We start from the raw sequence: 26,809 nt of genomic DNA on the forward strand, positions 1-26,809 counted from the left end.
AAGCGGGGACGTGAGCATGCCGGACGCCAACGGCGCCACCGACGGACCGGGCGTGGACCCGGCCGGACTGCGCGACCTGGTCGCGCGCATCTTCACCGCCGCCGGGCTCACCGGGCCCGACGCCGACACGGTCGCCGACCACCTGGTGCAGGCCGACCTGCGGGGGGTGGACTCCCACGGGGTCAGCCGCACCGCGATCTACGTCGAGCGGCTGGGGCAGGGGCTGATCGCCGCCCGGCCCAAGCCGCGCACCCTCACCCAGACGCCGGTGTCGGCGCTGGTGGACGCGGGCAACGGGCACGGGATCGTCGCCGCCGAGCAGGCGATGCGCACCGCCGTGGCCAAGGCCGAGGAGTCGGGGGTGGGCATGGTCGCCGTGCGCAACTCCAACCACTGCGGCATGCTCGCCCACTACACGGCGACCGCCGCGCGCGCCGGGCTCATCGGGTTCGCCACCACCAGCGCCCCGGCCGCCATGGCGCCGTGGGGCGCCAAGGAGCCGTTCTTCGGCACCAACCCGCTCTCCTACGCCGTGCCCACGCCGCCCGGACGCGCCGACATCGTGTTCGACATGGCCACCAGCCACGTCGCCAAGGGCAAGATCATCCTGGCGCACAAGAACGGCCAGGACATCCCGCTGGGGTGGGCGCTGGACGCCGAGGGCCGCCCCACCACCGACTCCGGCGCGGCGCTGGCGGGCACCGTGCTGCCGCTGGGCGGCCCCAAGGGGTCGGGCCTGGCGCTGCTGGTCGACGTGCTCTCCGGGCTGCTGTCGGGCGCCCACTACGGCCCGCACATCCCCCAGCTCTACAACAACCCCGACCGGCCCCAGGGCCTGGGGCACTTCTTCCTGGCGCTGGCGCCCGGGGTGTTCGCGCCGCCGGAGGAGTTCACCGCGCGCGTGGCCGCGCTCGCCGACGAACTGGCGGCCCTGCCCGCCGCCGAGGGCCACCGCCGGGTCTACCTGCCGGGCGAACCCGAGGCCGAGCGCGCCGAGCACCGCCGCGCCCACGGCATCCCCCTCTCGCCGGAGGTGCGCGCCGAGCTGCGCGCCACGGCCGGAGCGCTGGGCCTGCCCGCCGACTCCTGGGCGGTCCTGGACGGCCCGGCCGCACCGGCCGCCCCGCCCGCCGCCGAGCCCGGGACCGCGCGGTGAGCGCCCCCGCCGGCACGGCTGGCGGCGCCGGAACCGGCGCCGAGAGCGGCGCCCCCGCCGCGGCCGCCGTCGACGCCGCCACCGCGCGGCTGCGGGCGGCGCTGGCCGCCCACGGGCGCGTCGTCGTGGCCTACTCGGGCGGGGTGGACTCCGCGCTGCTGGCCCACACCGCCCACCACGTGCTGGGCGAGGGCGCGCTGGCCGTCACTGCGGTCTCGCCCAGCCTGGCCGCCGCCGAGCGGCGGGCCGCCCGCGCGTTCGCCGCCGAGCACGGGATCGCCCACCTGGAGGTCTGCACCGACGAGGGCGAGCGCCCCGACTACGTGGCCAACGGCGGCGACCGCTGCTTCCACTGCAAGTCGGCGCTGCTGGACGCGCTGGCCCCGCTGGCGGCGCGGCTGGGCGCGGCCGTGGCCACGGGAACCAACCTCGACGACCTCGGCGACCACCGCCCGGGCCTGCGCGCGGCCTCCGGGCGCGGTGCCGTCACCCCGCTGGCCGACGCCGGGTTCACCAAGGCCATGGTGCGCGCCGCCGCCGCGCGACTGGGCCTGGCGGTGGCCGCCAAACCGGCGGCGCCCTGCCTGGCCTCGCGGGTGGCCTACGGCGACCCCGTGACCCCCGAGGTGCTGGCGCGGGTGGAGGCCGCCGAGGCGGCGCTGCGGTGCCACGGGTTCACCCAGGTGCGGGTGCGCGCCCACGCCGGCGGCACACTGGCCCGCGTCGAGGTGCCGGAGGGGGAGGTCGAGCGGGCGGCGCGGCTGCGCGCGGTGGTCGAGCCGGCGGTGCGCGCCTGCGGGTTCGCCTTCTGCGCGCTGGACCTGGGCGGGTTCGCCAGCGGGCGGCTCAACGCGCTGCTGCCGCTGGTGGAGGCAGGGCGGGCCGCGGGAGGACGGCGGTGAGCGGCACCGGAGCAGGCGGAAGCGCCGACGGCCGGGCCCGCGACCCCGGCTACCGCGACCTCGGGTTCGCCCGCATCGACACCCGGCGCGAGGCCCGCCAGGGGGTCGCCGAGTGCGTCTACACCCCCGGCAAGCGGCCCGAGGAGGTGGTGGCGATCGTGGCCGAACTCCTCGCCCACGCCACCGGCCCGGTCCTGGCCACCCGCGCCGACCCCGACACCGCCCAGGCGGTGCTGGCCGCCCACCCCGCGGGCCGCTACGACCCCCAGGCGCGGCTGCTGGCCTGGCGGCCCGCCCCGCCGCGCGGCTTCCGGCTGGCCGTGCTGACCGCCGGCACCGCCGACTGGCCGGTGGCCGCCGAGGCGGCGGCCGTGGCCCGCGCGGTGGGCCTGGAGGTGGACGTGTACCGCGACGTGGGCGTGGCCGGGCTGCACCGGCTGCTGGACTGCGTCGACGCCGTCACCGCCCACCACGCGGTGGTCGTGGTGGCGGGCATGGAGGGCGCGCTGGCCAGCGTGGTCGGCGGGCTGGTGGCCCACCCGGTGATCGCCGTGCCGACCTCCACCGGCTACGGCGCGGGCCTGGAGGGGGTCACCGCCCTGCTGGCCATGCTCAGCTCCTGCGCGGCCGGGCTCACGGTGGTCAACATCGACTCCGGGTTCGGCGCGGCCATGGCCGCCCACCGGCTGGCCACGGCGATGGCCGCCGCGGCCGGCCCGGGCGGCGGCCCGCACCGCGCGGGTCCGGCCGGCGCCGGCGGGACGGGAGGCGCCGCGTGATCCTGTGGCTGCACCCCTTCGCCGGGATCTCCGGCGACATGCTGCTGGGCGCCCTGCTGGACCTGGGCGCGCCCCTGGACGAGGTGCGCGCGGCCGTCGCCTCCACCGGCCTGCCCGGCTGGCGGCTGGAGGCGCGCACCGTGCTCAAGCGCGGCATCAGCGCCACCAAGGCCGAGGTGGCGGTGACCGACACCGCCACCGCCCGCCCGGCCCGCGTCCTGCTCGACCACATCGACCGCGCCCGGCCCCAGCGCGCCGCGCGCACCGCCGCCGCGGCCGTCACCGCCATCGCCGAGGCCGAGGCGCGGCTGCACGGCGCCGACCCCGCCGAGGTCCACCTGCACGAGATCGGCGGGCTGGACACCGTGGTCGACACCGTGGGCGCCGCCGCCGCGCTGGACCTGCTCGGCGTGCAGGAGGTGGTGTCGGCCCCGCCCACCCTGGGCCGCACCACGGTCGCCACCGCACACGGGCGGCTGCCCGCCCCCGCCCCGGCCACCCTCGCGCTGCTGGCGGGCGTTCCGGTGACCGGCGCCGACATCGCGGCCGAGACCGTCACCCCCACCGGCGCCGCGCTGCTGCGCACGGTGGCCGCCGGCTACGGCCCGCCCCCGGCGATGGTCCCGGTGCGCACCGGCTACGGCGCGGGCACCCGCGACCTGCCCGACCGGCCCAACGTGCTCCAGGCGGTGCTGGGCGAGCCGGTCGGCGCAGGGGGCGGCGGCGCGGAGGAGCCGCTGGTGGTGCTGGAGACCAACGTGGACGACGCGACCGGCGAGGAGCTGGCGCACGCCGTCGCGGCCGCGCTGGAGGGCGGCGCCGTGGACGCCTGGACCAGCCCGATCGTCATGAAGAAGGGCCGCCCCGCCCACACCGTGCACGCGCTGTGCCGGCCCGGCCGGGCCGCCGAGGTGGAGGCGCTGCTGCTGCGCCACACCGGCAGTTTGGGGATGCGGCGCATATCGGTGGGGCGGGTCGCGCTGCCGCGCCGCACCACCACGGTCGACGTCGGCGGGCACCCCGTCCGCGTCAAGCACGGGCCCTGGCACGCCAAGCCCGAGTACGACGACGCGGCCCGCGCCGCCCGCGCCCTGGGGCTGCCGCTGCGCACCGTGGTGCGCCGCGCCCTGGCGCGGTCGGCGGCCGAGGACGGCGCCGCGCCGCCCGGCACGGCCGGTCCCGGCCCCGATCCCGGGCCCGGCTGACACCCCCGCACCCCCGTTCCCGATCCCATCGGTCCTTGAGGAGGCCCCGTTGCCCGGTTCGCCCATCACGAGTTCGGCGCGCGGCGTGTTCGCGATCGCGCCCACCCCCTTCACGCCCGACGGCGCCGTGGACACCACGTCGCTGGACCGGCTCACCGACTTCTACACCGCCTCCGGTGTCACCGGCATCACCGTGCTGGGCCAGCTGGGCGAGGCGCCCAAGCTCGCCCACGACGAGGCGGTGGCCATCGCCGCCCGCGTGGTCCGGCGGGTCCAGGTGCCCGTGGTGGTGGGGGTGTCGGCCCCCGGGTTCGCCGCGATGCGCTCGCTCACCGCCGCCGTCATGGACGCCGGCGCCGCCGGGGTGATGATCGCGCCGCCCAACACGCTGCGCACCGACGACCAGATCACCGCCTACTACCGCAACGCGGCCCAGGCCATCGGGCCCGACGTGCCGTTCGTCATCCAGGACTACCCGCTGACGTTCTCGGTGGTGATGACGCCGAAGGTGATCCGCGCGATCGTGGCGGAGAACCCCGGCTGCGTCATGCTCAAGCACGAGGACTGGCCGGGGCTGGAGAAGATCTCGGCGCTGCGGGGGTTCGAGCGCGACGGCTCCATGCGGCGGCTGTCGATCCTGTGCGGCAACGGCGGCCTGTTCCTGGACTTCGAGACCGAGCGCGGCGCCGACGGCGCCATGACCGGCTACTGCTTCCCCGACATGCTCGTGGAGCTGGTGGAGTTGGCCGCGCGCGGCGAGCGCGAGGCCGCCCACGACCTGTTCGACGCGCACCTGCCGCTGCTGCGCTACGAGCAGCAGCCGGGCGTGGGGCTGGCGGTGCGCAAGTACGTCTTCGCGCGCCGGGGAATCCTCGACCACGAGGCCCAGCGCGCCCCGGCGGCCACGCTGTCGGCGGCGGCCCGCGCCGAGGTCGACCTGCTGCTGGAGCGCCTGGCCCGCAGGGACGGGCGCGCGCGGCTGAGCCCGCTCGCGCGCTGAGGGGCCGGGCCCGGCGGGGCGGAGCGGCACCGCCCCGCCGGGCGCGCGCCCGCGCCCTCAGCCGGCCCGCCACTCGGGGCTGTCCAGGGCACCGCCGGCCTGCGGGCCCATCATCGTCATGCCGCCGTCCACGAACAGCGTGGCGCCGGTGATGTAGGAGGCGGCGGGGTCGGCCAGGAAGGCGATGGCCGCCGCCACCTCTCGGGCGTCGCCGGGCCGGGCCAGCGGGTAGCCCGCGCGGGTGTCCTGCTCGGGGGTCTGCTCGTGCTGGCCGGTCATGGGCGTGGCGATCTCGCCGGGCGCCACGGCGTTGGCGGTGATGCCGTACAGGCTCAGCTCCAGCGCCAGGGTGCGGGTGAGCATGCGCAGGCCGCCCTTTGCCGCGCAGTAGGGGCCCGCGCCGATGCGCGGATAGGCCTCGTGCACGCTGGTGACGTTGACGATGCGCCCGCCCCGCCCGGCGTCGCGCATGTGCCGCGCCGCCGCCTGGGAGCACAGGAACGGGGCGTCGAGGTCGACCGCCAGCGTGGCCCGCCACAGGTCGTAGTCCATGTCGAGCAGGCCCTGGCTGGTGCCCCGGCCCGCGTTGTTGACCAGCACGCCGATGCCGCCCAGCACCTCGGTGAGGTCGTCGACCACCCGCGAGCCCGCCACCGGGTCGGTGAGGTCGTGGCGGCGCACCTCGGCGCGCCGCCCGGCCGCGCGGACCTCCTCGGCCGTGATGCCCGCGCCCTCCTCGTCGGAGTGGTAGGTCAGCCCGATATCGAACCCGGCCTGGGCCAGCCGCACGGCCGTGGCGCGGCCGATCCCGCTGTCGCCGCCGGTGACCACCGCCGTGCGGGGGTAGTCGCCGAACTGGTCGGGCGGTTGGACGGACGGCGCGGCACCGGTCTGCGTCTCGGACATCTGCTTCCCTTCCCTTCGGATGCTCGGCCGCGCCCCTGGGGCGCGGAAGGCGTCGCAGAGGCGGCTGCCCGAAACGGCGCGCGTCAAAGCCGGTCCGGGCGCGCGGCCGCCGGGGGAGCGGGGGCGGGCGGGGCGGCCGGGTCAGGCCGAGGCGCGGTGGCCGGTGACGGAGTGGGCGCGGCCCCACGCGATGAGCGGGCGCAGGGAGTCGAGCAGGTCAAGGCCGCGCCGGGTGGGCCGGTAGGTGACCTGGACCGGGGTGGTGGGCACGACCTCGCGTACGACCAGGCCGTGGTCGGCGAGTTCGCGCAGCCGCTGGGAGAGCACGCGGTCGGAGATGCCGGTGACGGCGCGCCGGTACTCGCCGAAGCGGCGGGCGCCCTCGGCGCCGGCCAGCAGGATCAGCGGCAGCCAGCGGCGGCCGACGAGGTCGAGGACCTGGGCGAACACCTCGCAGTCGGCGGGGTGGGCGGGACCGGAGGAGGATGTCACTTACCAAAAGTAAGCTGCTAACCCGGCGGTTGGCAACCGCGCCCCCGGCCGGTGAGACTTCAAGGGCCGCCCCGTGTTGTGTGCGGGCGCGCACCCTGCTGTGAAAGGACCCCCGGATCGCCATGTCCGAAAGCCAGACCGCCCCCAACCCGCTGCTGGACGAGCTGAAGTGGGTGCACGGCATGCTCCGCCGCGACCTCGCCGCCTGCCGGCGGCTCGCCGCCGACGCCGCCCGGGGCGCTCCCGCCGGGGAGATCCGCGAAGGGCTGAGCCGCCTGCGCAGCCAGGGGCCGCTGTTCCAGCTGCGCACCAACTGCCTGGCCTTCTGCCGGTTCGTGCACCACCACCACGGGCTGGAGGACGCGGCGGTCTTCCCGCGCGTCCGCCGGACCGCGCCCCACCTGGCTGCGGCCGTGGACCGCCTGGAGGCCGACCACCGCGTGGTCTCCGACCTGCTTGACGAGGTGGAGGCGGCGGCCGGCGACCTCACGGGCGACGCCGCCGCCCAGGCCCGCGCCCGCCTCGCCGCCGCCCTGGACACCCTGGCCGACCACCTCCTGGAGCACCTCGACTACGAGGAGGACGTCCTGGGGCCGGTGTTCCTCACCTGGTAGGACGGCCGCCCCGGCGCTGCCCGGCCGCCCGGGCGCGCCCGGGCGGGGCGTCCCCGTGTCCCGTTGGCCACCCGGCGGCGGCCTCCCGCCGCCGGCCGGCTCGTGTCCCCGAGCCGCACCGCGTCCCTCCGCCCCCGCGCCGCCGCGCGGTCCCCGCGCGCTCGCACCGCCCCTCGGCACGCGGCCGCCGTGAGGCGGCTGATGGGAGAGGGGCGCCCGCCGCCCCTGTTCCAGAGAGCAGAATGTCCGGCCGGTTTTTCCTCAAAGCGCTACATCCGATGTAGCGTGATGTCGCTCACCGCGCCTGACCTCGCACTTCACAGGCCAGCGGCGCGGTGCCGCCCTGCTCGGCGTGCGCGCGACCGCCCCCGAGGGGCGGCCGGACTGCGCGGCTTCCCCGCGCGAGTGGCGAAAGGGACCCGACCATGACCGCACCGCACAGCGCGCCGGCCACGGCCGCGAAAGCGCCGGCGTACCGCTGGGTGATCCTCATCCTGGCCTGGCTGGCCTTCACCATGACCTCGGTCGACCGCTCCACGTGGGGCCCGGCCTCGGCGTCGGTCGGCGAGGCGCTGGGCGTCTCCATGGCCGGGCTGGGCGTCTTCGCCACCGGCTACTACATCGGCTACGTGATCTCCAACGCCGGCGGCGGATTCCTTACCGACTGGCTGGGCGGCCGCACGATCCTGTCCGCCTCGCTCTTCGCGGCCGGGGTGTTCATGGTCTGCTTCGGCTCCAGCACCTCGGCGGCCATGGGGATCGCCTTCCAGGCCGTCATCGGCCTGTTCGCCGGCGCGGACTACTCCGCCGGCGTCAAGTTGATCTCCACCTGGTTCAGCGAGCGCGACCGGGGCATGGCCATGGGCGTCTTCATGACCGCCACCTCGCTGGGCACCGTGGTGGCCAACACCGTGGTGCCGCGCCTCATCCAGTGGCACGACTGGCAGACCTCCTACCACTTCTTCGGCGGGGTCTCCATCGCGGTCGCCGTGGCCTGCTACGTGCTCGTGCGCAACGGCGACACCGGGCCGGCCGCCGCGCGCGGGCGCTCCGCCGCGCTGCCCGACCTGCGGCCCATGGCGCGCAACCGCGACCTGCTGCTGCTGGGCCTGGCCGGGTTCGGCGGCCTGTGGGGCACCTACGGGTTCATCACCTGGTCCAACACGCTCATGGTCGACGGCAACGGCGTCGACCCCGTCACGGCCGGGACCGTTGTGGCGGTGTTCGCGTTCACCGCCGTCATCGGCAAGCCGCTGATCGGCCTGGTCACCGACCTGATCGGCAAGGGCCGGCGGCTGCCCACGGTGGTGGTGCTGGCGTTCTTCTCGGCCACACTGCTGGTGTTCGGCGCCATGGACAGTGCCACCGCGTTCCTGTGGGTGGCCCCGTTCCTGGGGCTGGGCGCCTACATCTACTCTCCGCTGATGGTGACCATGATCCCCAACGTGGCCGGGCGGGCCCTGGCCGGGTCGGCGGCGGGCGCCACCAACGCGGTGTGGCAGCTGGGCTCGGTCATCGTGCCGGTGGTCGTGGGCGCGGTCTACCAGCACACCGGCTCCTTCTACGCCGCCTTCGTCACCCTGGCCGTGGGCCCGCTGGTGGGCGCGGCGGTGATGCTGCTGGTCCGCGAGCAGGCGCCCGCCAACGCGGACGCCCGCGCCGGGGCCGGCGCCGACACCGCGCGGGCGGCGCGGACGTGAACCGCGGAAGGTCCGATGACGGGATGGAAACGAGAGGAGCGGCCGAGGTGATCGGTGGCATCGACAGCGGCGAGCACTACGACGTGGTGGTGGCCGGCGGCGGCGCCGGGGGCGTGGCCGCCGCCGTGGGCGCCGCCCGCGCCGGGGCGCGCACCCTGCTGGTGGAGCGCGGCCCCTGCCTGGGCGGGGCCGGGACCCTGCGCAACGTGGTGACCTACTGCGGGATCTACACCCGCGCCGAGCCCCACGAACAGGTCATCCGGGGTGTGGCCGAAGAGGTCCTGGCCGGGCTGCGGGCCGAGGGCGCGGTGTCAAAGCCGCGCAGGTACACCGCCGTCACCGTGGTGTTCGACCCCGAGACCGCCAAGCGGGTGCTCGACGACGTCTGCGCGCGGGCCGGGGTGGAGGTGCGGCTGCACAGCACCGTGCTGGACGCCCGCCGCGAGGACGGGCGCGTCGTCTCGGCCGTGCTCGCCGACCACGCCGGACTGCACGAGGTCACGGCCGGCGCGTTCGTGGACGCCTCGGGCGAGGCCGACCTCGCCGTCCGGGCGGGCGCGGCGGTGCGCTACGGCAACGGCGGCCGGGTGCAGAACGGGTCGCTGGGCGTGCGCTTCGGCGGCGTGCCCGCCGACGCCGAGGTCACCCGCGACACGCTGCGCGCGGCCGTGCGCGCGGCCCGCGCCGACGGGGTGGGCCCGCTGATCTCCGACCACGGCCTCATCGCGCGCATGCCAATCTCCGGCGACGTCATCGCGTTCGTGGTGGACGAGGGCTACGACGCGCGCGACGCCCGCGACACCAGCCGCGCCGAGGCGCACGCGCGCCGGCAGGCGCGCGCCTACCTGGAGGCGCTGCGCACCCTGCCGGGCTGCGGCGACGCCTACCTCGTGGGCACCGGCCCCGAGCTGGGCACCCGGGAGTCGCGCCACGTGGAGGCCCGCTACCGGCTCAGCGGCGAGGAGGTGCTGGGCGCGGCCCGGTTCCCCGACGCCGTCGCACTGTGCGGATGGCCGGTGGAGTACCACCCCGGCCCGGGGCTCCCGGCGGAGTGGCACTTCATCAAGGACGACGGCTACTACGAGATCCCCTTCGGCGCGGTGTGCAGCGCCGACACCGCCAACCTGTTCGCGGCGGGGCGCTGCATGGACGCCGACCGCGTGGCCGGGGGCTCGGTCCGGGTGATGGGCGCCGCGTTCGCCACCGGCCACGCCGCCGGTGTCGCCGCCGCCCTCACGGCCGACACGGGCACGGCCGAGGCCGCGGGCGTGCGCCGGGAACTGGTGCGCCAGGACGCCCACCTGCCCGGGGCCGGCTGATCCGGGCGGCGCCCGCCCCGTACGAGGCGCGCGCCGCCCTTGGGCTCCGCGCCGTGCGTCCGTGGGGGTCCGCACGGCGCGGCCGCCCGCCGCCCGGCGGCCGTGCCGCTCCGCCGGGGGCGCGGCACGGCCGCGCTACGCCTCGGGGAAGTCGGCCAGCTCCGGCTCGATGTCGGCGACGGTGCGGCGCAGTTCGGCGATGAACGACTCGATGCGGTCGCCGCCGAACCGGGCGGAGGGCACCGAGACGGACAGCGCGGCCACGCCGAACCCGCGCCCGTTGTGCAGGGCCGCCCCGAGCGCCGACACGCCCTGCTCGGTCTCCTCGATGTTGAGCGTGTAGCCGCGCGCGCGGGCCGCCGCCAGGTCGCGGCGCAGGCGGGTCCACTGGGCGCGGGTCAGGGGCACACGCCCCGCCCCGCCGCCCTCGCCGGGCCCCTCGCCCGCGCCGTCCCCGGCGACCGCGTACAGTTCGCGCAGCCGCTCCTCGGGGAGTTCGGCCAGCAGCGCCTTGCCGCCCGACGCCTGGTGGGCGGGGAGGCTGGTGCCGCGCCGGTCGCCCACGTGCAGCACCTGCGCCGACTCCACGCTGGACAGGAAGCGGATCTCGGCGCCCACCCGCACCGCCAGGTTGACGGTCTCCCGCACCCGCGCGCACAGGGCCTCCATGTGCGGCTGGGCGATCCGGCGCAGCTCCCGGATGGGCGGCCCGCCCACGTAGCTCGACGACAGCGACGGACCCGGCAGGTAGTTGTGGTTGTCGTCCTGGACGGCGAAGTCGCGGTAGACGAGCATGGCCAGCAGCCGGTGCGCCGTGGAGCGGGCGATCCCCAGCTCCCGCGCGGCCTCGCTGACCTTGATCCGGCCCTGGTCGCGCAGCAGGTGCAGCAGGAGCAGGACGTTGTCGACCGACCCCAGCGCATAGGCAGGCTTGTTCTTCATAGTGGAATCTTATTGCTCTGTGAAGAACACCGTTCCTAGGGTTGCGGCAACGCCCGCCGGCGGGGGCGTGCCCGGTCGATTCCGGGCCGGGGCGCACCCTCGGCCCCGGCCCACCCCCGCCGGCGGGCGCCCCCGCGCGAGCCGCCCCCGGGCACCGCTCGCCGCCCGCCCGCGACGGAAGGAACCGCCATGGCCGCCGCAGAACCGGCCGCACCACAGCCCACACCCGAGGAGGAGGCCGCGCTCGCGCGGCTCTACGCCGACTTCGCCGCGCAGAACCTCACCCCGCTGTGGACCCAGCTCGGCGACCTCATGCCCGCCCACCCCGCGCCCCAGGCCCGCCCGCACGTGTGGGAGTGGCAGACCCTCTACCCGCTGGCCCGGCGCGCCGGCGAGCTGGTGCCCGTGGGGCGCGGCGGCGAGCGGCGCGCCATCGCGCTGGCCAACCCCGGGCTGGGCGGGCGGCCCTACATCACGCCGACCCTGTGGGCCGCCATCCAGTACCTGGGCCCGCGCGAGACCGCGCCCGAGCACCGCCACTCCCAGAACGCCTTCCGGTTCGTGGTGGAGGGCGAGGGCGTGTGGACGGTGGTCGACGGCGACCCGGTCGCCATGCGGCGCGGCGACTTCCTCCTCACCCCCGGCTGGCACTTCCACGGCCACCACAACACCACCGACGCGCCGATGGCCTGGATCGACGGTCTGGACATCCCGTTCGTCCACTACACCGACACCGCGTTCTTCGAGTTCGGCGCCGACGAGGTGAGCGACCGCGCCACCCCCGACCTCTCCCGCGCCGAGCGGCTGTGGGCCCACCCCGGCCTGCGCCCGCTCTCGCGCCTGGAGCGCACCGCCGCCTCGCCCATCGCCGCCTACCGCTGGGAGCACACCGACCGCGCGCTCACCCAGCAGCTGGAACTGGAGGACGAGGGCCACCCGGCGACCGTGGAGCCCGGCCACGCCGCCGTGCGCTACACCAACCCCACCACCGGCGGCGACGTCATGCCCACCATCCGCGCCGAGTTCCACCGGCTGCGCGCGGGCAGCGCCACCGCCACCCGGCGCGAGGTGGGCTCCGCCGTCTACCAGGTGTTCGACGGCACCGGCACCCTGGTCCTGGACGGCGCCGAGCACCGCGTGGCCACCGGCGACCTCGTGGTGGTGCCCTCCTGGTGCGCCTGCCGCATCGAGGCGGAGTCGGGCCTGGACCTGTTCCGCTTCAGCGACACCCCGATCTTCGAGGGCCTGCACCAGTACCGCGCGGCCGTGGAGGAAGACCCCCGATGAGACTCGCGACCCTGCGCCTGCCCGGCGGCCGCACCGCGGCCGTCCGCGTGGAGGGCGCCACCGCCGTGGAGCTGCCCGCCGCCGATGTCGGCGCCCTGCTGGCCCTGCCCGACTGGCGCGAGCGCGCCGCGGCGGGCGGCACCCGCCACGACCTGTCCGAGGCCGACCCGGCGCCCGTGGTGCCCCGGCCGGGCAAGATCGTCTGCGTCGGGCTGAACTACCGCGCCCACATCCTGGAGATGGGCCGCGAGCTGCCCGCCTACCCCACCCTCTTCGCCAAGTACCCCGAGGCGCTGATCGGCGCCCGCGACGACATCGTGCTGCCGGCCGCCTCGTCGGCCGTGGACTGGGAGGCCGAGCTGGCGGTGGTGGTCGGCGCGACCGTGCGCCGCGCCGACGCCCGCGCGGCGCGCGCCGCCATCGCCGGCTACACCGTCCTCAACGACGTCACCGCCCGCGACTACCAGTACCGCTCGGCCCAGTGGCTCCAGGGCAAGACCTTCGAGGCCACCACACCCATCGGCCCGGTCCTGGTCACCCCCGACGAACTGGGCGGCGGGGACGGCGGCCCCGCCCTGGAGATCACCGCCGAGCTCGACGGCGAGACCGTGCAGCGCGCCGACACCGGCGACCTCGTGTTCGGCCCGGCCGACCTGGTGGCCTACGTGTCGGCCATCCTCACCCTGCGCCCCGGCGACGTGATCGCCACCGGCACCCCCGGCGGCGTGGGCCACGCCCGCCGGCCCCAGCGCTACCTCGCGCCCGGCTCCCGGCTGGTCACCCGCATCGAGGGGATCGGCGAACTCGTCAACACCGCCCGCGCCGAGGGGGCCGGCGATGCCTGAGTCCGCCGCCCCCGCCCGCGAACTGGCCTGGGTGGACCAGGGCACCGCACTGGTCGTTGAGCTGCTGGCCGCCCTGCCCGACACCGCGTTCGCCGAGCCCACCGCGCTGGAGGGGTGGTCCCGCGCGCACGTGGCCGCGCACCTGGGCGGCAACGCCCGCGCCCTGCTGCGCCTGGCGGAGTGGGCGCGCACCGGCGTGGAGAACCCGATGTACGCCGGCCGCGCCGCCCGCGACGCCGAGATCGAGGCCGAGGCCGCGCGGCCGCCCGCCGACCTGCGCGGGCTGGTCGCCGACACCGCCGGTGAGCTGCGCGCCGCCCTGGACGCCCTCACCCCCGAGCAGTGGCGCGCCCCCGTGGTCACCGGTCAGGGCCGCACCGTGCCCGCGACCGAGCTGCCGTGGCTGCGCTGCCGCGAGGTGTGGGTGCACGCCGTGGACCTCGGCGCCGGGACCGCCTTCGCCGACCTGCCGCCGGACCTGCTCGACGCGCTGCTCGCCGACACCGCGGCGGCGCGGCTGCGGCGCGGGCAGGACCCCGCCCTGGTGCTGGCGCCCACCGACCGCGAGCGGACCTGGAGCGCGGCGCCGCCCGGCGCGGAGCCGGTGACCGTGCGCGGCACCGCCGCCGCCCTCGCCGCCTGGATCACCGGCCGGGGCGGGGCCGGGGTGGCGACCGCGCAGGGCGCCCCGCCGCCCGACCCGGGCCGCTGGCTGTGACCGGTCCCCAGGGGCGGGGCGGCCCCGGCCGCCCCGCCGCATCCCCGCGACCCCCGCGACCCCAAGGAGGCGCCATGCCCAGCGACACCCCGGCGGCCGGTTCCGCGCCCGGGGCGGCGGCCGCCGCCGGCGACGCGCCGGCGCCCCGCCGCGACCCGGCACCCGTGGACGTGCTCGTCGTCGGCGGCGGGATCGGCGGCCTGGCCGCCGCCCTCACCCTGGCGCGCTCCGGGCGCTCGGTGCGACTGCTGGAGCGCTCGGCACAGTTCGGCGAGGTCGGAGCCGGGCTCCAGCTCGGGCCCAACACCACGCGGCTGCTGGCCGCCTGGGGCCTGCTGGAGGAGGTCGTCGGGGTCGGCGTGCTGCCCCGGCGGCTGGTGTTCCGCGACATCCTCACCGCCGAGGAGCTGACCCACCTGGACCTGGGAGAGGGCTTCCGCGCGCGCTACGGCGCCCCGTACGTGGTGGTGCACCGCAGCGACCTGCACCGCATCCTGCTCGCCGCCTGCGAGCGCGCCGGGGTCGAGCTGGTGACCGGGGCGCGCGCCGAGCGCGTCGAGACCGCCGGCGAGGCCGCCCGCACCTTCTGCGCCGACGGGACCGTGCACGCCAGCGGCGCCGTGGTGGGCGCCGACGGCCTGCACTCGCGGCTGCGCGACCAGATCGTGGGCGACGCGCCGGTGGAGTCGGGCTACGTGGCCTACCGGGGGACGTTCCCGCTGGCCGAGGTGCCGGTGGACGTCAGCCAGGACGACGTCGTGGCCTGGCTGGGGCCGGGCTGCCACTTCGTGCAGTACCCGCTGCGCCAGGGCGAGATGCTCAACCAGGTCGCGGTGTTCCGCAGCCCCGCGTTCGCCGCGGGCGCCGCCGACTGGGGCGGGCCCGAGGAGCTGGACGGCGCGTTCGCCGGCGCCTGCGCCCCCGTGCGCGCGGCGCTGGGCTACCTGTGGCGCGACCGGTTCTGGCACATGCGCGACCGCGAGCCCGCCGACACCTGGGTGCGGGGCCGCCTGGGGCTGGCCGGCGACGCCGCGCACCCCATGCTCCAGTACCTCGCCCAGGGCGCCTGCCAGGCGCTGGAGGACGCCCACGAGCTGGCCCGCCAGGCCGACCGGCACGCCGAGGCGGGCGCGGTGGACTGGCCGCGCGCGCTGGCGGCCTACCAGCGCGTCCGGGTGCCGCGCACCGCGCGGGTGCAGCGCACGGCGCGGCTGTGGGGCGACATCTGGCACGTGGACGGGGTCGGCGCGGTGCTGCGCAACGAGCTGATGCGCACCCGCGACATGTCCTCCTACACCTACGTCGACTGGCTCTACGGCGCCTGAGCCGCGGGGGACCGGGAGCGCGGCCCGGGCGGTGCGGGGGCGCCGCCCGGGCCGCGGCCCGGGCGGCCGGCCGCGTCCCGGGGGCTCAGCCGGCCGGTGCGGCGGGGGCCGGCCGGGCGGCGTCGTACTCGGCGACCAGGGCGCGCGTGGCCGCCTCGTCGGGGAACCACGCGGCGAGGTCGGCGGGCTGGTCGAAGCCGCGGACGAACCGGTCGGCGAGGTCCTGGTGGCGCCCGGCGGCCAGGCAGAACTCGGTGACGTAGGCCGGGTGGTAGTGCAGCCGGGCGGCGAGGTCGCCGGTGAAGTGCCGGGCGTGCTCCATGTAGCGGTCGAAGGTGGCGAACATGAAGTCGGTGTCGAAGGGGCGGTCGCCGTGGGCCAGGATCGCCTCCAGGTACACCTTGGCGGCCACGCAGGCGTTGTTGGCGTCCTGCTGGAGCGCCGGCGAGGTCACCACGACGGTGTCGCCCATACCCAGCACGGACCCGCCCGAGGGCAGCTGGGCCACGGGGGTGCGCACCATGGGGTTGGCCAGGTCGAGCACCGCGGCGCGGCTGTCGGCGAGCACGGCGTCGCGGTAGAGCTCGTGGCGCTGGGGCAGGAACTCCCGCAGCAGCCCGAGGATGACGTCGAGATGGGCCTGGGGGTTGACCCGGCGCGGGAACCGCGACATCGGGCCGTCGGCCGGCCCGGTCACGCACAGCTGGCGGCACCGGCCGCTGACCGAGAACCCCGGCCAGGTGAGCAGGTGGCCCAGGCCCGGCACGATGTCGACCTCGATGAGGTCGCCGCTGTCGCCGGGGTCCTCCACGAAGGCGATGGCGGTGGAGACCGGGGGCATGCGCGCCACCGGCCGGGCGGGGTCGACGTCGAACACCTCGGCCAGGCCCTGGTGGCCGGTGGCGACCACGGTGAGGTCGAACATGCCCACGAGGTGGTCCAGGTCGGTGACGGTTGCGCCGTGCAGCACCACCGTGCCGCCGTTCTCCTCGAACACCTCCTGCCACACCGCGATCTTGACCCGCTCGTCCACGGCGTGGGCCGGGGCGGGCAGCCGTCCGGTCCAGTCGAAGGCGGTCTCGCCGCCGGGACCGAAGCCCCGGATGCGCATCCCGCTCAGCCGCGGGGCCTCCTCGGACCAGAAGTCCAGGCCGTACTCGCGCTCGGCGGCGTGGGCGGTGTCGAAGAGGGTCTGCATCGACACCGCGCGGCTCTCGTACAGTTCGGCCGAACTGCGCACGGTCATGAGCGTGACGTCGTAGCCGTGCTCCTGGAGACACAGGGCCAACTGGAGCCCGGACTGCCCGCCGCCGACGATCAGGATCTTGCGCACGTTTTCGCCCCCCAGGTGGAAAAAGCACAGAGCCGCAATTCGGGCGGTCCGCCCGAATGCGAAAAGGGTGGGGGCTATGTTCCTTGGGCGTAACATCCCATGCCAAATGGGTCACGCTGCGTGATCGAGGGATGTCGGGAATCGGCGGGAAGAAAGCGTGGAAAACGGGGGAAATGCGGGGAAAGCGGATGCCTTGGAATTCATGGGATCATCCGAAAGGCGAATTTGAGAATACCCGCCGGTAATTCACATGGGTGCGCGCGCCCGCTCCCGCGCACCCCCCGCACCCGCCCCGGCGCGCCCTCCGCCGCGCGCCGGGACGGGCCGCACGGCCGCCTCTAGTGGGCGTCGCGGCGCACCACGGGCCGGCGGCCCTTGATGGTGCTGTTGCGCAGCGCGCTGATCACCTCGTCGGCGGCGGAGTCGGGGACCTCCACGAGCGAGAACCGGTCGGCGATCTCGATGGAGCCGATGTCGCGCCCGCTCAGCCGCGACTCCCCGGTGATCGCGCCCACCAGGTCCTGGGGGCGCATCCGCGCCCCGCGCCCGGCGCCGATGAACAGCCGCGTCATGCCCTGCGCGGGCGCGCGCCCCTGGCGCCGCTCGCGCCGCCCGCCCTCGCGGCCGCCGCCGTCGCGCCCGCCCCGGCCGCGCGCGCCGCCGCGCTCGGGCCGCTCGGCCACCCGCACCTCGGGGATCTCCTCCTCGTCGTCCACCGGGCCCGACGCCTCGTGGGCGAGCTTGACCGCCGCCAGGGCGACCTCCATGACGTCGAACTCGTCGGCCAGCGTCTCGACCACCACGCGGAACCGGTCGAGGTCGTCCTCCTCCAGCAGGTTCTCGCGCAGCGAGGCCGCCGTCAGCTCCAGGCGGCGCGCCCGCATGTCGGCGACGGTGGGGATCTTCTCGACGTTGACCGTGTAGCCGGTGGCGCGCTGGATGCTCTTGAGCATCCGGTGCTCGCGCGGCTCCACCAGGGTGATGGCCACGCCCTCGCGCCCGGCCCGGCCCACGCGGCCCACCCGGTGCACGTAGGACTCCGGCGCCGAGGGCACCGTGTAGTTGACGACGTGGGTGAGCTGCTCGATGTCCAGGCCGCGCGCCGCCACGTCGGTGGCGATCAGCAGGTCGGCGGTGCCCGCGCGCAGCCGGCCCATGGCGCGGTCGCGCTGCTCCTGGCTCATGCCGCCGTGCAGCGCCTCGGCGCGGTGCCCCCGCGCGTTGAGCACCTCGGTGAGCTGGTCGACCTCCTCGCGGGTGCGGCAGAAGACGATGGTGGCGGTGGGCGCCTCGGCGTCCAGCAGCCGGCCCAGCGCGGCGGGCTTGTGCGCGCGGGGCACCACGTAGGCGCTCTGGCGCACCAGCGGGGCCTGGTCCATCTCGCGCGCGGGCCGGGCGATCTGGATGCGCACCGGGTCGGTCAGCGTGCGCCGGGCCATGGTCTCGATGCGCGGCGGCATGGTCGCCGAGAACAGCACCCGCTGGCAGCCCTCGGGGACCTCCTCCATGATCGCGTCGATGTCCTCGGCGAAGCCCATGTCGAACATCTCGTCGGCCTCGTCGAGCACCACCATGTGCAGGCCCTCAAGCGAGAGCGTCGAGCGGCCCAGGTGGTCCAGCGCCCGCCCGGGGGTGGCCACGACGACGTCGACGCCGCGCTCCAGGCTGTGGATCTGGCGGCCGATGGGCTGGCCGCCGTAGACCGGCAGCACGCGCACGCCCAGGTCGCGCCCGTAGCGGTGCACCGCCTCGCAGACCTGCATGGCCAGCTCGCGGGTGGGCACCAGCACCAGGGCGGCGGGTGCGCGGCCGTCGCGCTCCTCGGGCAGCCGCTGCAGTATGGGCAGTGCGAATGCGGCGGTCTTGCCGGTGCCGGTGGCGGCCTGGCCCAGCAGGTCGCGCCCCTCCACCAGCGGCGGGATCGCCTCGCGCTGGATGGGCGTGGGCTCCTCGTAGCCCAGCCGGGTGAGCGCCGCCAGCAGCTCCGGCCGCAGCGGCAGCTCGGTGAAACCGCCCGTGGTCTCGGGCGCGGTGTCGGTCATGGCGGAACTCCTCGGAAGAACTCGGGAAAGTACAGGCCGGCGCGGGCGGACGCGCCGGGGCGGCTCATCGCATCGTCCCACTCCTGGCGGCTACCCGCCGACCGCGCGCCGGGCACATGGGCGCGCCGCCGGCGCCCGGCGCGCCCGCGTCGCGGGCCCGGGGGCGCCGCGCGGACCCTCCGGGCATGACCTTGATCACGCGCAAGGCGCTTGTCCGCCGCGGGCGCGGTCCGATACGTGCGAGCGGGGCGGCCCGACCGGGTTCCCGGGGCGCCGCGCCCGCCCGCGCCAGGCCCGCGACCTGGGCGGACCCGGTGCGACCGGCGGAAACACCCCCGCCTCGGCGCGGCCGGCCGCGGGCCGGGGCCCGGGGGGGAGGGCGGGGGGAATGGGCTGCACTCCGGATGGGATGTGGCGTCTTGCGTGGAATGTCGGATTCGGGACTCTGGGTGCTTTCCCGGAGGTATTACGCGTGATCAGAAAAGTGCGTGATCAGACCGTTCTGGCCCGTGAGTCCTGTGCTAGCGTAACCGCCGATTCGTCGTAATCCTGGCGGTTGCTCCGGCGGTATCGTCCGCGGGAGCGCGGTTCCCTATGCGATCGGCACGAAGGTCACGCCTGGCTTCGCCCGCGGCGCGGTCTCGGCGCCCGTCTCCGGCGCCTCCCCGCTGCCGACCCGCCGTCGAAGCTCGGTGAACCGGCCGCCGCTCACCCGTTCCCGCATACGAGGAGGTGTGCCGTGGCGCAGGCGTCGTCATCGGCCGGCCAGGGCTATCCGCCCCAGGCGCAGCCGCCGGTCACGCACGATGGCCGACCCCAACCGCCCATGTGGCCCGCGCCCGAGCCCGAAGGGCGCTGGCAGCGACTGCTCCGGCGCCTGGGCATGGGCAAGCAGCCCCAGCAGCGGCCCGGCATGACCGCCAACGACCTGCTCAACGCCCAGCAGCAGGCGTTCGCACAGCAACTGCCCCCACAGCAGGCCCCGGGCACCGGCCCCTGGCCCCAGCAGTACCCGCAGCAGCCCCACCCGCAGCAGCAGGAGTCCTACCCGCAGCACCCCCAGCAGCACCAGCACCCGCAGCACGCCCAGGACCCCCAGCAGCAGTACGCGTACCCGCAGGCGCCCGCCCCCACCGGAGCCGCCTGGCCCCAGCAGCCGCCCTCGGCCGCGATGTCGCCGCAGGCGGCCCCCCAGGCCGCGCCCGGCGAGCAGCCGCAGGCCGCCTCCGCCGCGCCCGAAGCCCCCGCCCAGCCCGAGGCGTCCGCCTTGGAGCAGGCCGGGGAGAGCGACACCCCGCCGCTGGAACTGGTCACCGGCACCCTGGCCGGCCTGGCCATGCGCGACCTCGCCCTGGTGGACTCCCTCATCGAGGTGGTCGAGGACCTGGAGGACAGCAGCGAGGACCCCGAGCTGCTGGAGCGCCTGTTCAAGATCGACAACCTCGCCACCCGGATGCGCCGCAACAGCGAGAACCTGCTGGTGCTGGCCGGCCAGGACACCGGCGACCCCTCGGCCGAGCCGGTGCCCATGCTCGACGTCGCCCGCGCCGCGATCTCCGAGATCAAGGACTACCAGCGGGTCCAGGTCGGGCGCATGCCCGGGGTCTTCGTCTCGGGCTCGGCCGCCGACGACCTCAGCCACCTGCTCGCCGAACTGATGGACAACGCCACCGGCAAGTCCCCCGAGCACGCCCAGGTGGTCGTCAGCGGCCAGTACATGGCCGACGGCGAGCGGCTGCTCATCACCGTCCAGGACGAGGGGATCGGCATCCCCGAAACCCAGCTGGCCCGGCTCAACGAGCGCCTGCAGGGCGATCCCGTGCTCGACGAGCAGACGATCCGGCACATGGGCCTCTACGTCGTCAGCAACATCGCCCACCGCCACGGGATCGAGGTGCAGCTGGAGGCGCGCGCCTTCCGGGGCATCAGCGCCCACGTGGTGGTGCCGGGCGACCTGTTCAGCACCACCGGGCCCCTGCCCGCCGCACCCGAGCCCGCGCCCCGCTCGGTGGCCCCGCCGCCGCTGCCCCGGCGCCCCGCGGCGAACCCGGCCGCGCCGGGTCCCGTTTCGTACCCGAAGGAGGACCGCAGCGCCATGGATTCCTCGTCGGTCACCGCCGCCGGGCTGCCGCGCCGCAGCGCGCACCGGAGCACCGCCCCGCTGCCGATGCCGGAGCCGCAGGATGCCCCGGCCGCCGAGCCCGAGGAGACCGTCGACCGCGCCGAGCGCATCCGCGACGACCTCGCCGGCTTCCTGGAGGGCGAGCAGGAGGCCGCCCGCGAGGGCGACGACAACGACCAGTCGCGCTGATACGCCGCCCGGTGCGCCCGGCCCCCATTCCCGACCCCTACTTAACGAAGAAGCTGGACTGACATGGACAACCGCTTGAGTGAGAGCCCCGAAGCGGAGAACTTCACCTGGCTGATCTCCAACTTCGTCGATGATGTCCCCGGTGTCGAGCACGCCATCGTGGTCTCCTCCGACGGCCTGCTGCTGACCGCCTCCCGCGACTTCCCCGAGGAGCACGCCGAGCAGCTCGCCGCCATTGCCAGCGGCATGCACAGCCTGGCCGTCGGCGGCGCCAAGCTGTTCCAGAAGGGCGACTGCGAGCAGCTCATCGTGCGCATGCAGCGCGGCCACCTGTTCGTGATGTCGATCAGCGACGGCTCGTGCCTGGCGGTGCTCAGCGCGCCCACGGCCGACATGAAGATCGTGGCCTACCAGATGACCAAGCTCGTGGAGAGCGCCGGGCACGCGCTCACCCCGCAGCTCCGCTCCCAGCTCCGCGGGGTCATGGCGCCGTGAGCCGCACCGCACCGCGGCCCGCCGGAGCGGGCCGGAGCGCAACCGCCGGCACGGAGAGGGCAACCACATGAGGAATCGCAGGCGAAGGGGCGCCCGCATCCGTCCCTACACCTTCACCGGCGGCCGGACGCGCTCCCGCCACCCGTTGATGGTCCAGACCCTGGTGTCGGCCGCCGACGCCAACGCCGAGGTCCCGTCGACCCTGCTGCCGGAGTCGCGGCGCATCCACCAGATGTGCCGGGAGACGCGCTCGGTGGCCGAGATCGCGGCGGAGTTGAAGATCCCGCTGGGCGTGACCCAGGTGCTGCTCAGCGATCTGGCCGACCAGGGGCTGGTCTACATCCACCCGACCATCACCGGCCACAGCCCATCGGAAAACCAAGTTCTTGAGAGGGCGCTTCGTGGACTCGAACGTCTCTTCCAATAGCAGCGCGCCGGGCAGGTCGCTGGTCTCCGCCAAGGTGGTGATCGCCGGCGGGTTCGCGGCGGGCAAGACCACGCTCGTCAAGTCCGTCTCGGAGATCCCCCCGGTGTCGACCGAGGCGGTCATGACCGAGGCCAGCCGCGAGCACGACGACCTGTCGTCCACCCCGGACAAGACCACCACCACGGTGGCCATGGACTTCGGGCGGCTCACCCTGGAACACGAGCTGATCATGTACATGTTCGGCACGCCGGGGCAGGCGCGGTTCTGGTTCATGTGGGACGACATCGTCCGCGGGGCCGTGGGAGCGGTCATCGTCGTCGACAGCCGCCGCCTGGCGGAGTGCTTCGACGCGATCGACTACTTCGAGACCAACCAGACCGTGCCCTACATCGTGGCGCTCAACCGCTTCGACGGGGAGCTGCCCTACACCGTCGACCAGATCCGCGAGGCGCTGGAGATCGCGCCCGAGGTCCCGATCGTGGACTTCGACGCCCGCGACCGCAACTCCGCGGGCGGGGTGCTCAAGGAGCTGCTGCGCTACACGCTGTCGCGCAAGGCCGAGCCGGTCGGCTGAGTCGTCCGGGAACCGGAGGCCCCTCTCCGCCGCGGCGGAGAGGGGCCTCCGTGTAGCCCGGCACCGGTGCACGCGCCGCCGCCACGGCCGTGCGCCGCGCTTCACCCCCACCCCCCGGGAGCCGCCGGGCGCCGCCCGGCCCCCTGCCGCGCCCGCCGCTCCCGTGGCAGACCATGCGAAAACGAGGTGCGCAGTGCAGGACAACGTCGTCACCGTCGCCGTCACCACGGGCAACGAGGAGAGGCAGTACATCGCCCAGTCCAAGGAAAAGTTCAAGATGGCCGAACTGCGCATGGCATTCATCGCGGCCGTGGAGGGCCACGAGGGCGTGCGGGTCGTCATGCTCCCCTCGACCGACCGGACGGCCGAGAACGCCGACATGGTGGTGGCGGGGGTGGACGCCGTGATCATCACCGGAGGGACCGACATCTCCCCCGAGCATTACGGCGCCGAGGCCGATCCCAAGACCGCGGCACGGGACCCCGAGCGCGACCGCGCCGAGTACGCGTTGGCCAAGGCGGCCGTCGCCGCCGGAGTCCCCGTCCTGGGGATCTGCCGCGGCATGCAGATGATCAACGTCGCCCTGGGCGGCACCCTGACCCAGCACCTGCCCGACAGGGTCGGCAGCGACATCCACCAGCCCTCCAACACCTCGATCGAACGCCACCCGGTGCGCGCGAAGCCGGGCACGCGGCTGGCGAAGACCCTGGGCACGCAGCCCCTGAACGTCCCCACCTACCACCACCAGGGGATCGACAAGGTGGCACCCGGGCTCGAGGAGGCGGCGCACGCGGCCGACGGCGTGGTCGAGGCGGTCGAGGGCCGGCGCACCGGCCCCCACGCGCTGCCGGGATCGGTCCGCGGCGTGCAGTTCCACCCCGAGGTCTACGACCCGCGCCGCGACGGCCAGGCGAACCTCTGGAAGGCCATCTTCAGCGACCTGGTCGCCGACGCCCGCGCCTTCCGCGAACGGCGCCGCCGGCCCACGCCGACCAGGGACGTGGCGCGCCGCCGCCTGGCGATCGGCGCCGGCAGGAACCGCCCCAACACCGTCCGCGGGCGGGCGGCGAAAGAGGCCCGCGACGCCATCAGCCGGCGCCGCGGCCGCGGCGCCCGCTCCTGACCCTGCCGCCACACCTCCGGGGCGGCGCCGGCGCCGCCCCGGAGCCCCCCCGCGCGGCGCCCCCCAGGGCTCCGCACGCTCCCGGGGCGTCCGCGATGGAACGCGCCCAAGGCATGGGCTAGATTTCTAGGTGCCCGCACCGTGGCGGGCACCGCGGTGATCCGGTCCTCTGGCGCCCCCCGTGCGCCCTCGGCGGTCGGCCGTCCGTCTCCGGCGAATCGCACGCGGAGGGGAAGGGCCATCGTGGACGACCAGGGTGAGAACGCCGGCGGACCGGTCCCGGCGCGCGCGGAGCCCACCGCGCCCCACCTGGGAGCCCGTGCCCGCCTGCCCGAGCGGTTCCACTACCCCATGCCGGGCCTGCGCCCCGACGGCACCCCGTTCCGCCGCGACGAACTTCCCGAGGCCGTGCGCCAGGCCGCCGCCGCGCGCGGCGACCGCAGCGCCGCGACCCTGGCCGAGATCCGCCGGCTCAGCGCCCTGCTGCCCCCCGGGTCCCGTCCGCGCTTCTCCGTCGCCATCGGCGCCGGCGCCTCGGTCGCCGCTCGCGATCCCGAGGTGCTGGTGGTCGACACCCGCACCCAGTGGCAGGTCGGCAACTCCCGCGTGCCGCTCCCGGCCGCCGACCGGATCCAGCGCCTCCAGGAGATCGGGATGGGCGACCCCGGACAGTTCGCCGACGCCCAGCGGCCGGTGCCGCTGGGCGCCCTGCACTTCTGGGAGGACACCCTGGCGGCCCGGGGCCCGCTGGTGGACGGCATGGCCCGCTTCGCCGCCGACGGCCGGGGGCGGCTGCTGGCGCGCATCCAGCCCACCGACGGCTCGGAGCCGGTGGTCGTCGAGGTCGAGGGCACTCCGGTGGTGGCCACCGGGGTGGGGCAGCGGGTCCCCGGCGCGGACCGCGCCGTGCCCTCGGTCCCCGACGCCCTGGCCGTGATCGCCGACCACCTGGCGCGGCACGGGGCCGACCCGCGGGTGATCGACGCGCTGGCCTGGCTGCCCGACCGCGAGGGCACCGCGCAGAGCGCCCTGGAGACCCTGCGCAGCATCGGCTGGGCCGCCCGCCTGGCGGACGCGGCGCGCCGCACCGACCCGGCCGACCCCGCGGGGCCGCTGGTCGGGTCGGCGCTGCGGACGCTGCGCGCCACCGAGGCGTGGGACCGCGCCCGCGCCGCCGCCCCGGGCCGGGCGCTGTGGAGCGACGAGGTGGTCGAGGGCCGGTTCGACGCCGCCGTCAGCGACAGCTGGCTGGTGGCCGGCCGCGGCGGGGTCGGCGCCGCACCCGAGACGATCCTGGCGGCCAACCCCCGGGCGCACGTCGTCCAGCTCGTCGGCGCGCCGCGCACCGGCGAGGGGGTCAGCGAGCGGTACAAGCGGCTGCTGCGGGCGCACGATCCCTCCTGGGGCGGCGACGGCCGCCTGGAGGTGGTGTGGGAGGCCGCGCCCGAGGCCGTGGCGGCGACGCGCGGCCCCGGCGGCGAGGTCCGGTTCCGCGCCCACGGCCGCGAGGCGGGCGCCTACGTGGCCGCCATGGGGCGGGTGCCGCGCCTGCCCGGGGTGCTGCTGGAGTTCGCCCACGCCGCCCGCGTGCCGGAGCGGGAGATCACCGGCGAGCTGCTGTTCGACGGCGCCCGCCAGCACCTCGGCTACCGGGTGTCCGTTCCGGTCGGGGGCGGGCGCCACGTGTTCGAGGTGGCGGGCTCGGCCTCGCGCGCCCTGCCGCCCCGCATCTTCGGCCCGGCCGACATCCGCGAGGTCCAGCGCGCCGGCCGGCACGCCTTCGCCGAGACCGGTGGCGTGGTGGCGGGCTTCGTCGCCACCGCCGTCCAGGCGGTCAACCGGGCGCTGCACCGGCACGGCCGGCCGCCCCTGGACCCGGGGGGCCCGGCCGAGAGCCCGTCGGCGCGGGTGCCGCTGGCCAAGGGGGCGGGCGCGCGGCAGCGCGGCGGGTTCACGGCGCCGTCGCAGGCCCGCCGGCCGCCCGGCACCGGCACCTCGCGCCGGCCCAAGCTGGGCTGAGAGCCGAAGAACCCGAGAACCTGCGAACCTGCGAACCTGCGAACACAGCCTGCCGGGCGCGGCTTCAGCGCCAGGACGCCGCGGCGGCCGCCGCCAGGACGGCGCTGGTGAGCCAGAGGCCGCCGGAGGTCCCCGCCAGGCTGGAGATCCCGGCCGCGGCGGCGGGGATGGCGACCTGGCCGACCCGGTTGCCCCACAGGCGCAGGGCCAGCGCCGTGGCGCGGGCCGTCTGCGGTGCGGCGGTGGCGACGATCGTCATGGTCAGCGGCTGCCCCAGGCCCAGCAGGAAGCCGCCCAGCGCCAGCACCGCGCCCAGCGCCACCGGGGAGCCGATGGGCAGGGCCACCACCGCCAGCGCCGCGCCCGCACCCGCCGTGCTCGCCGTCAGCAGGGTGCGCCGCCGCCAGCGGACGATCAGCCAGGGCAGGCTCAGCCGCGACAGCAGCGACGTCAGCGCGCGCACCGCCAGCAGCACGCCCACGGTCGCCGGGGAGATGCCGCGCGCCTCGGCGATCAACGGGAGGTAGGCGGTGAGGATGTCGATCGAGGCCAGCAGCGCCAGGCTGGAGAACAGGCCCGAGGGCAGGCCGGGGCGGCGCAGCAGGGCCAGCGACGACATCCGCTCGGCCGCGCCCCGGCCGCCTTCCCCGCCCCGCGCGCCGGCGGCCCGGGTGCCCGGGCGCGGGCGCAGCCGCGCCGGCGCCGCCAGCGGCAGCAGACCCAGCGCGGCCATCGCGCCCGCGATGAGCAGCGCCGTGGTTGTGGCGCCCACCAGCGCCGGCCCGCCCGCGTCGCCCAGCACCGCCCCCGAGATCAGCGGCCCCACGAGCTGGCCCAGTGAGGCGGCGGCGGTGAACCAGCCGAAGGCGCGGTCCAGGCCGGAGTCGGGGGAGAGCCGGGCGATCAGCCCCTGCCCGGCGATCATGCAGACGAGGTGGCCCACGCCCAGCACCGCGCTGGCGGCTGCGATCAGCGCCAGGCCCTGGGCGGCCGCCAGGGCGAGCGAGGCGGCGGCCAGCAGGCCGGTACCGGCGGCGATGAGCACCACGCCGTGGCGGGTGCGGTCGATGAACCGGCCCAGTGGCACCGCCATCACCACCGGCAGCAGCGCGTAGGCGGCGGTGATCAGGCCCACGGCGGCGGCGTCGCCGCCCAGCGCGATGGCGCGGTAGGAGATCAGCGGGCGCGCGAGGTTGAGGGTGGTGTGCGTCAGCACGACGCTCACCAGCAGCGGCCACAGCCACGCCTGCCCCGCGCCGCCGCGCCGCCCGGTCCGCCCGCCCATCGCCGCCGCC

24 protein-coding genes are annotated in these 26,809 nt (G+C 76.2%); 18 read left to right on the plus strand and 6 right to left on the minus strand.

The features are described 5' to 3' along the window. The first annotated feature begins 16 nt into the window (after nt 1-16). From HNR12_RS26125 to HNR12_RS26145, 5 genes are read left to right on the plus strand one after another with little or no spacing between them, the layout of a single operon-like run. Complete coding sequence (locus tag HNR12_RS26125) at nt 17-1,156, plus strand: Ldh family oxidoreductase (protein WP_246425803.1); 1,140 nt, start codon at nt 17-19, stop codon at nt 1,154-1,156. Next, nucleotides 1,153-2,058, plus strand: coding sequence for an ATP-dependent sacrificial sulfur transferase LarE (larE, locus tag HNR12_RS26130; protein WP_179770031.1), 906 nt, complete (start codon nt 1,153-1,155; stop codon nt 2,056-2,058). The genes HNR12_RS26125 and larE overlap by 4 nt, the downstream gene beginning before the upstream one ends. Then, complete coding sequence (larB, locus tag HNR12_RS26135) at nt 2,055-2,837, plus strand: nickel pincer cofactor biosynthesis protein LarB (protein WP_179770032.1); 783 nt, start codon at nt 2,055-2,057, stop codon at nt 2,835-2,837. The genes larE and larB overlap by 4 nt, the downstream gene beginning before the upstream one ends. Further along, nucleotides 2,834-4,042: a nickel pincer cofactor biosynthesis protein LarC gene (gene larC / locus HNR12_RS26140; protein WP_179770033.1), complete on the plus strand. Its 1,209-nt coding sequence runs from the start codon at nt 2,834-2,836 to the stop codon at nt 4,040-4,042. The genes larB and larC overlap by 4 nt, the downstream gene beginning before the upstream one ends. A 49-nt stretch (nt 4,043-4,091) precedes the next feature. Then, complete coding sequence (locus tag HNR12_RS26145) at nt 4,092-5,042, plus strand: dihydrodipicolinate synthase family protein (RefSeq protein ID WP_179770034.1); 951 nt, start codon at nt 4,092-4,094, stop codon at nt 5,040-5,042. Between the two features lie 57 nt (nt 5,043-5,099). Here the strand turns inward: HNR12_RS26145 and HNR12_RS26150 are convergent, their stop codons facing one another. Together HNR12_RS26150 and HNR12_RS26155 are read right to left on the minus strand one after the other, a co-directional pair. Then, nucleotides 5,100-5,948: an SDR family oxidoreductase gene (locus tag HNR12_RS26150; protein WP_179770035.1), complete on the minus strand. Its 849-nt coding sequence runs from the start codon at nt 5,946-5,948 to the stop codon at nt 5,100-5,102. A gap of 141 nt (nt 5,949-6,089) precedes the next feature. Then, nucleotides 6,090-6,440 carry a winged helix-turn-helix transcriptional regulator gene (locus HNR12_RS26155; protein WP_179770036.1) on the minus strand — a complete coding sequence of 117 codons (351 nt, stop codon included), beginning with the start codon at nt 6,438-6,440 and terminating at the stop codon, nt 6,090-6,092. Between the two features lie 122 nt (nt 6,441-6,562). Here HNR12_RS26155 and HNR12_RS26160 point away from each other — a divergent pair, with 122 nt between their 5' ends. The 3 genes from HNR12_RS26160 (at nt 6,563) to HNR12_RS26170 (ending at nt 10,073) form a co-directional block, all read left to right on the plus strand. After that, nucleotides 6,563-7,054: a hemerythrin domain-containing protein gene (locus HNR12_RS26160; protein ID WP_179770037.1), complete on the plus strand. Its 492-nt coding sequence runs from the start codon at nt 6,563-6,565 to the stop codon at nt 7,052-7,054. A 425-nt stretch (nt 7,055-7,479) separates the two neighbouring features. Beyond that, nucleotides 7,480-8,754 carry an MFS transporter gene (locus tag HNR12_RS26165; protein WP_217782434.1) on the plus strand — a complete coding sequence of 425 codons (1,275 nt, stop codon included), beginning with the start codon at nt 7,480-7,482 and terminating at the stop codon, nt 8,752-8,754. Nucleotides 8,755-8,801: 47 nt separating this feature from the next. Continuing rightward, nucleotides 8,802-10,073: an FAD-dependent oxidoreductase gene (locus HNR12_RS26170; protein WP_218902055.1), complete on the plus strand. Its 1,272-nt coding sequence runs from the start codon at nt 8,802-8,804 to the stop codon at nt 10,071-10,073. Nucleotides 10,074-10,208: 135 nt separating this feature from the next. Here HNR12_RS26170 and HNR12_RS26175 read toward each other — a convergent pair whose 3' ends face one another. Further along, the gene (locus tag HNR12_RS26175; RefSeq protein ID WP_179770039.1) at nt 10,209-11,015 is read right to left on the minus strand and encodes an IclR family transcriptional regulator; all 807 of its coding nucleotides are present in this window, start codon (nt 11,013-11,015) and stop codon (nt 10,209-10,211) included. Nucleotides 11,016-11,204: 189 nt separating this feature from the next. Here HNR12_RS26175 and HNR12_RS26180 point away from each other — a divergent pair, with 189 nt between their 5' ends. The 4 genes from HNR12_RS26180 (at nt 11,205) to HNR12_RS26195 (ending at nt 15,190) form a co-directional block, all read left to right on the plus strand. Beyond that, nucleotides 11,205-12,302 (plus strand): cupin domain-containing protein, encoded by a 1,098-nt coding sequence (locus HNR12_RS26180; RefSeq protein ID WP_179770040.1) that lies wholly within the window; start codon nt 11,205-11,207, stop codon nt 12,300-12,302. Next, a complete protein-coding gene (locus HNR12_RS26185) occupies nt 12,299-13,147 on the plus strand; it encodes a fumarylacetoacetate hydrolase family protein (protein WP_179770041.1) in 849 nt (282 codons plus the stop codon). Before HNR12_RS26180 ends, HNR12_RS26185 begins: the two co-directional genes overlap by 4 nt. Then, on the plus strand, nt 13,140-13,865 hold the full coding sequence (locus HNR12_RS26190; RefSeq protein ID WP_179770042.1) for a maleylpyruvate isomerase family mycothiol-dependent enzyme: 726 nt from the start codon (nt 13,140-13,142) through the stop codon (nt 13,863-13,865). The genes HNR12_RS26185 and HNR12_RS26190 overlap by 8 nt, the downstream gene beginning before the upstream one ends. A gap of 74 nt (nt 13,866-13,939) precedes the next feature. After that, entirely contained in the window at nt 13,940-15,190 is a 1,251-nt protein-coding gene (locus HNR12_RS26195) for an FAD-dependent oxidoreductase (RefSeq protein ID WP_179770043.1), read from the plus strand. 85 nt (nt 15,191-15,275) lie between these two features. Here the strand turns inward: HNR12_RS26195 and HNR12_RS28860 are convergent, their stop codons facing one another. After that, the gene (locus HNR12_RS28860; protein WP_179770044.1) at nt 15,276-16,523 is read right to left on the minus strand and encodes a styrene monooxygenase/indole monooxygenase family protein; all 1,248 of its coding nucleotides are present in this window, start codon (nt 16,521-16,523) and stop codon (nt 15,276-15,278) included. 338 nt (nt 16,524-16,861) lie between these two features. Continuing rightward, complete coding sequence (locus HNR12_RS26205; RefSeq protein WP_179770045.1) at nt 16,862-18,565, minus strand: DEAD/DEAH box helicase; 1,704 nt, start codon at nt 18,563-18,565, stop codon at nt 16,862-16,864. Nucleotides 18,566-19,391: 826 nt separating this feature from the next. Here HNR12_RS26205 and HNR12_RS26210 point away from each other — a divergent pair. From HNR12_RS26210 to HNR12_RS26235, 6 genes are all read left to right on the plus strand, one after another. Beyond that, complete coding sequence (locus HNR12_RS26210) at nt 19,392-20,876, plus strand: sensor histidine kinase (RefSeq protein ID WP_179770046.1); 1,485 nt, start codon at nt 19,392-19,394, stop codon at nt 20,874-20,876. A 63-nt stretch (nt 20,877-20,939) separates the two neighbouring features. Beyond that, the gene (locus HNR12_RS26215; protein WP_179770047.1) at nt 20,940-21,371 is read left to right on the plus strand and encodes a roadblock/LC7 domain-containing protein; all 432 of its coding nucleotides are present in this window, start codon (nt 20,940-20,942) and stop codon (nt 21,369-21,371) included. A 67-nt stretch (nt 21,372-21,438) separates the two neighbouring features. Continuing rightward, the gene (locus HNR12_RS26220; RefSeq protein WP_179770048.1) at nt 21,439-21,798 is read left to right on the plus strand and encodes a DUF742 domain-containing protein; all 360 of its coding nucleotides are present in this window, start codon (nt 21,439-21,441) and stop codon (nt 21,796-21,798) included. Between the two features lie 19 nt (nt 21,799-21,817). Next, complete coding sequence (locus tag HNR12_RS26225) at nt 21,818-22,372, plus strand: GTP-binding protein (RefSeq protein WP_179770923.1); 555 nt, start codon at nt 21,818-21,820, stop codon at nt 22,370-22,372. Nucleotides 22,373-22,565: 193 nt separating this feature from the next. Continuing rightward, on the plus strand, nt 22,566-23,495 hold the full coding sequence (locus HNR12_RS26230; RefSeq protein ID WP_179770049.1) for a gamma-glutamyl-gamma-aminobutyrate hydrolase family protein: 930 nt from the start codon (nt 22,566-22,568) through the stop codon (nt 23,493-23,495). Nucleotides 23,496-23,738: 243 nt separating this feature from the next. After that, the gene (locus tag HNR12_RS26235; RefSeq protein ID WP_179770050.1) at nt 23,739-25,514 is read left to right on the plus strand and encodes a hypothetical protein; all 1,776 of its coding nucleotides are present in this window, start codon (nt 23,739-23,741) and stop codon (nt 25,512-25,514) included. Between the two features lie 64 nt (nt 25,515-25,578). On the opposite strand, the gene HNR12_RS26240 is transcribed toward HNR12_RS26235, so the two are convergent. Next, on the minus strand, nt 25,579-26,799 hold the full coding sequence (locus HNR12_RS26240; RefSeq protein WP_179770051.1) for an MFS transporter: 1,221 nt from the start codon (nt 26,797-26,799) through the stop codon (nt 25,579-25,581). Nucleotides 26,800-26,809: the final 10 nt, after the last annotated feature.

Source organism: Streptomonospora nanhaiensis (genome assembly GCF_013410565.1).
Taxonomy (GTDB): domain Bacteria; phylum Actinomycetota; class Actinomycetes; order Streptosporangiales; family Streptosporangiaceae; genus Streptomonospora; species Streptomonospora nanhaiensis.

Coding starts and splice junctions, on each gene's coding strand:
- HNR12_RS26125 (WP_246425803.1), top strand. CDS start 17: ATGCCGGACGCCAACGGCGCCACCGACGGACCGGGCGTGGACCCGGCC.
- HNR12_RS26150 (WP_179770035.1), bottom strand. CDS start 5,948: ATGTCCGAGACGCAGACCGGTGCCGCGCCGTCCGTCCAACCGCCCGAC.
- HNR12_RS26160 (WP_179770037.1), top strand. CDS start 6,563: ATGTCCGAAAGCCAGACCGCCCCCAACCCGCTGCTGGACGAGCTGAAG.
- HNR12_RS26165 (WP_217782434.1), top strand. CDS start 7,480: ATGACCGCACCGCACAGCGCGCCGGCCACGGCCGCGAAAGCGCCGGCG.
- HNR12_RS26175 (WP_179770039.1), bottom strand. CDS start 11,015: ATGAAGAACAAGCCTGCCTATGCGCTGGGGTCGGTCGACAACGTCCTG.
- HNR12_RS26180 (WP_179770040.1), top strand. CDS start 11,205: ATGGCCGCCGCAGAACCGGCCGCACCACAGCCCACACCCGAGGAGGAG.
- HNR12_RS26185 (WP_179770041.1), top strand. CDS start 12,299: ATGAGACTCGCGACCCTGCGCCTGCCCGGCGGCCGCACCGCGGCCGTC.
- HNR12_RS26190 (WP_179770042.1), top strand. CDS start 13,140: ATGCCTGAGTCCGCCGCCCCCGCCCGCGAACTGGCCTGGGTGGACCAG.
- HNR12_RS26195 (WP_179770043.1), top strand. CDS start 13,940: ATGCCCAGCGACACCCCGGCGGCCGGTTCCGCGCCCGGGGCGGCGGCC.
- HNR12_RS26205 (WP_179770045.1), bottom strand. CDS start 18,565: ATGACCGACACCGCGCCCGAGACCACGGGCGGTTTCACCGAGCTGCCG.
- HNR12_RS26210 (WP_179770046.1), top strand. CDS start 19,392: ATGTGGCCCGCGCCCGAGCCCGAAGGGCGCTGGCAGCGACTGCTCCGG.
- HNR12_RS26215 (WP_179770047.1), top strand. CDS start 20,940: ATGGACAACCGCTTGAGTGAGAGCCCCGAAGCGGAGAACTTCACCTGG.
- HNR12_RS26220 (WP_179770048.1), top strand. CDS start 21,439: ATGAGGAATCGCAGGCGAAGGGGCGCCCGCATCCGTCCCTACACCTTC.
- HNR12_RS26240 (WP_179770051.1), bottom strand. CDS start 26,799: ATGGGCGGGCGGACCGGGCGGCGCGGCGGCGCGGGGCAGGCGTGGCTG.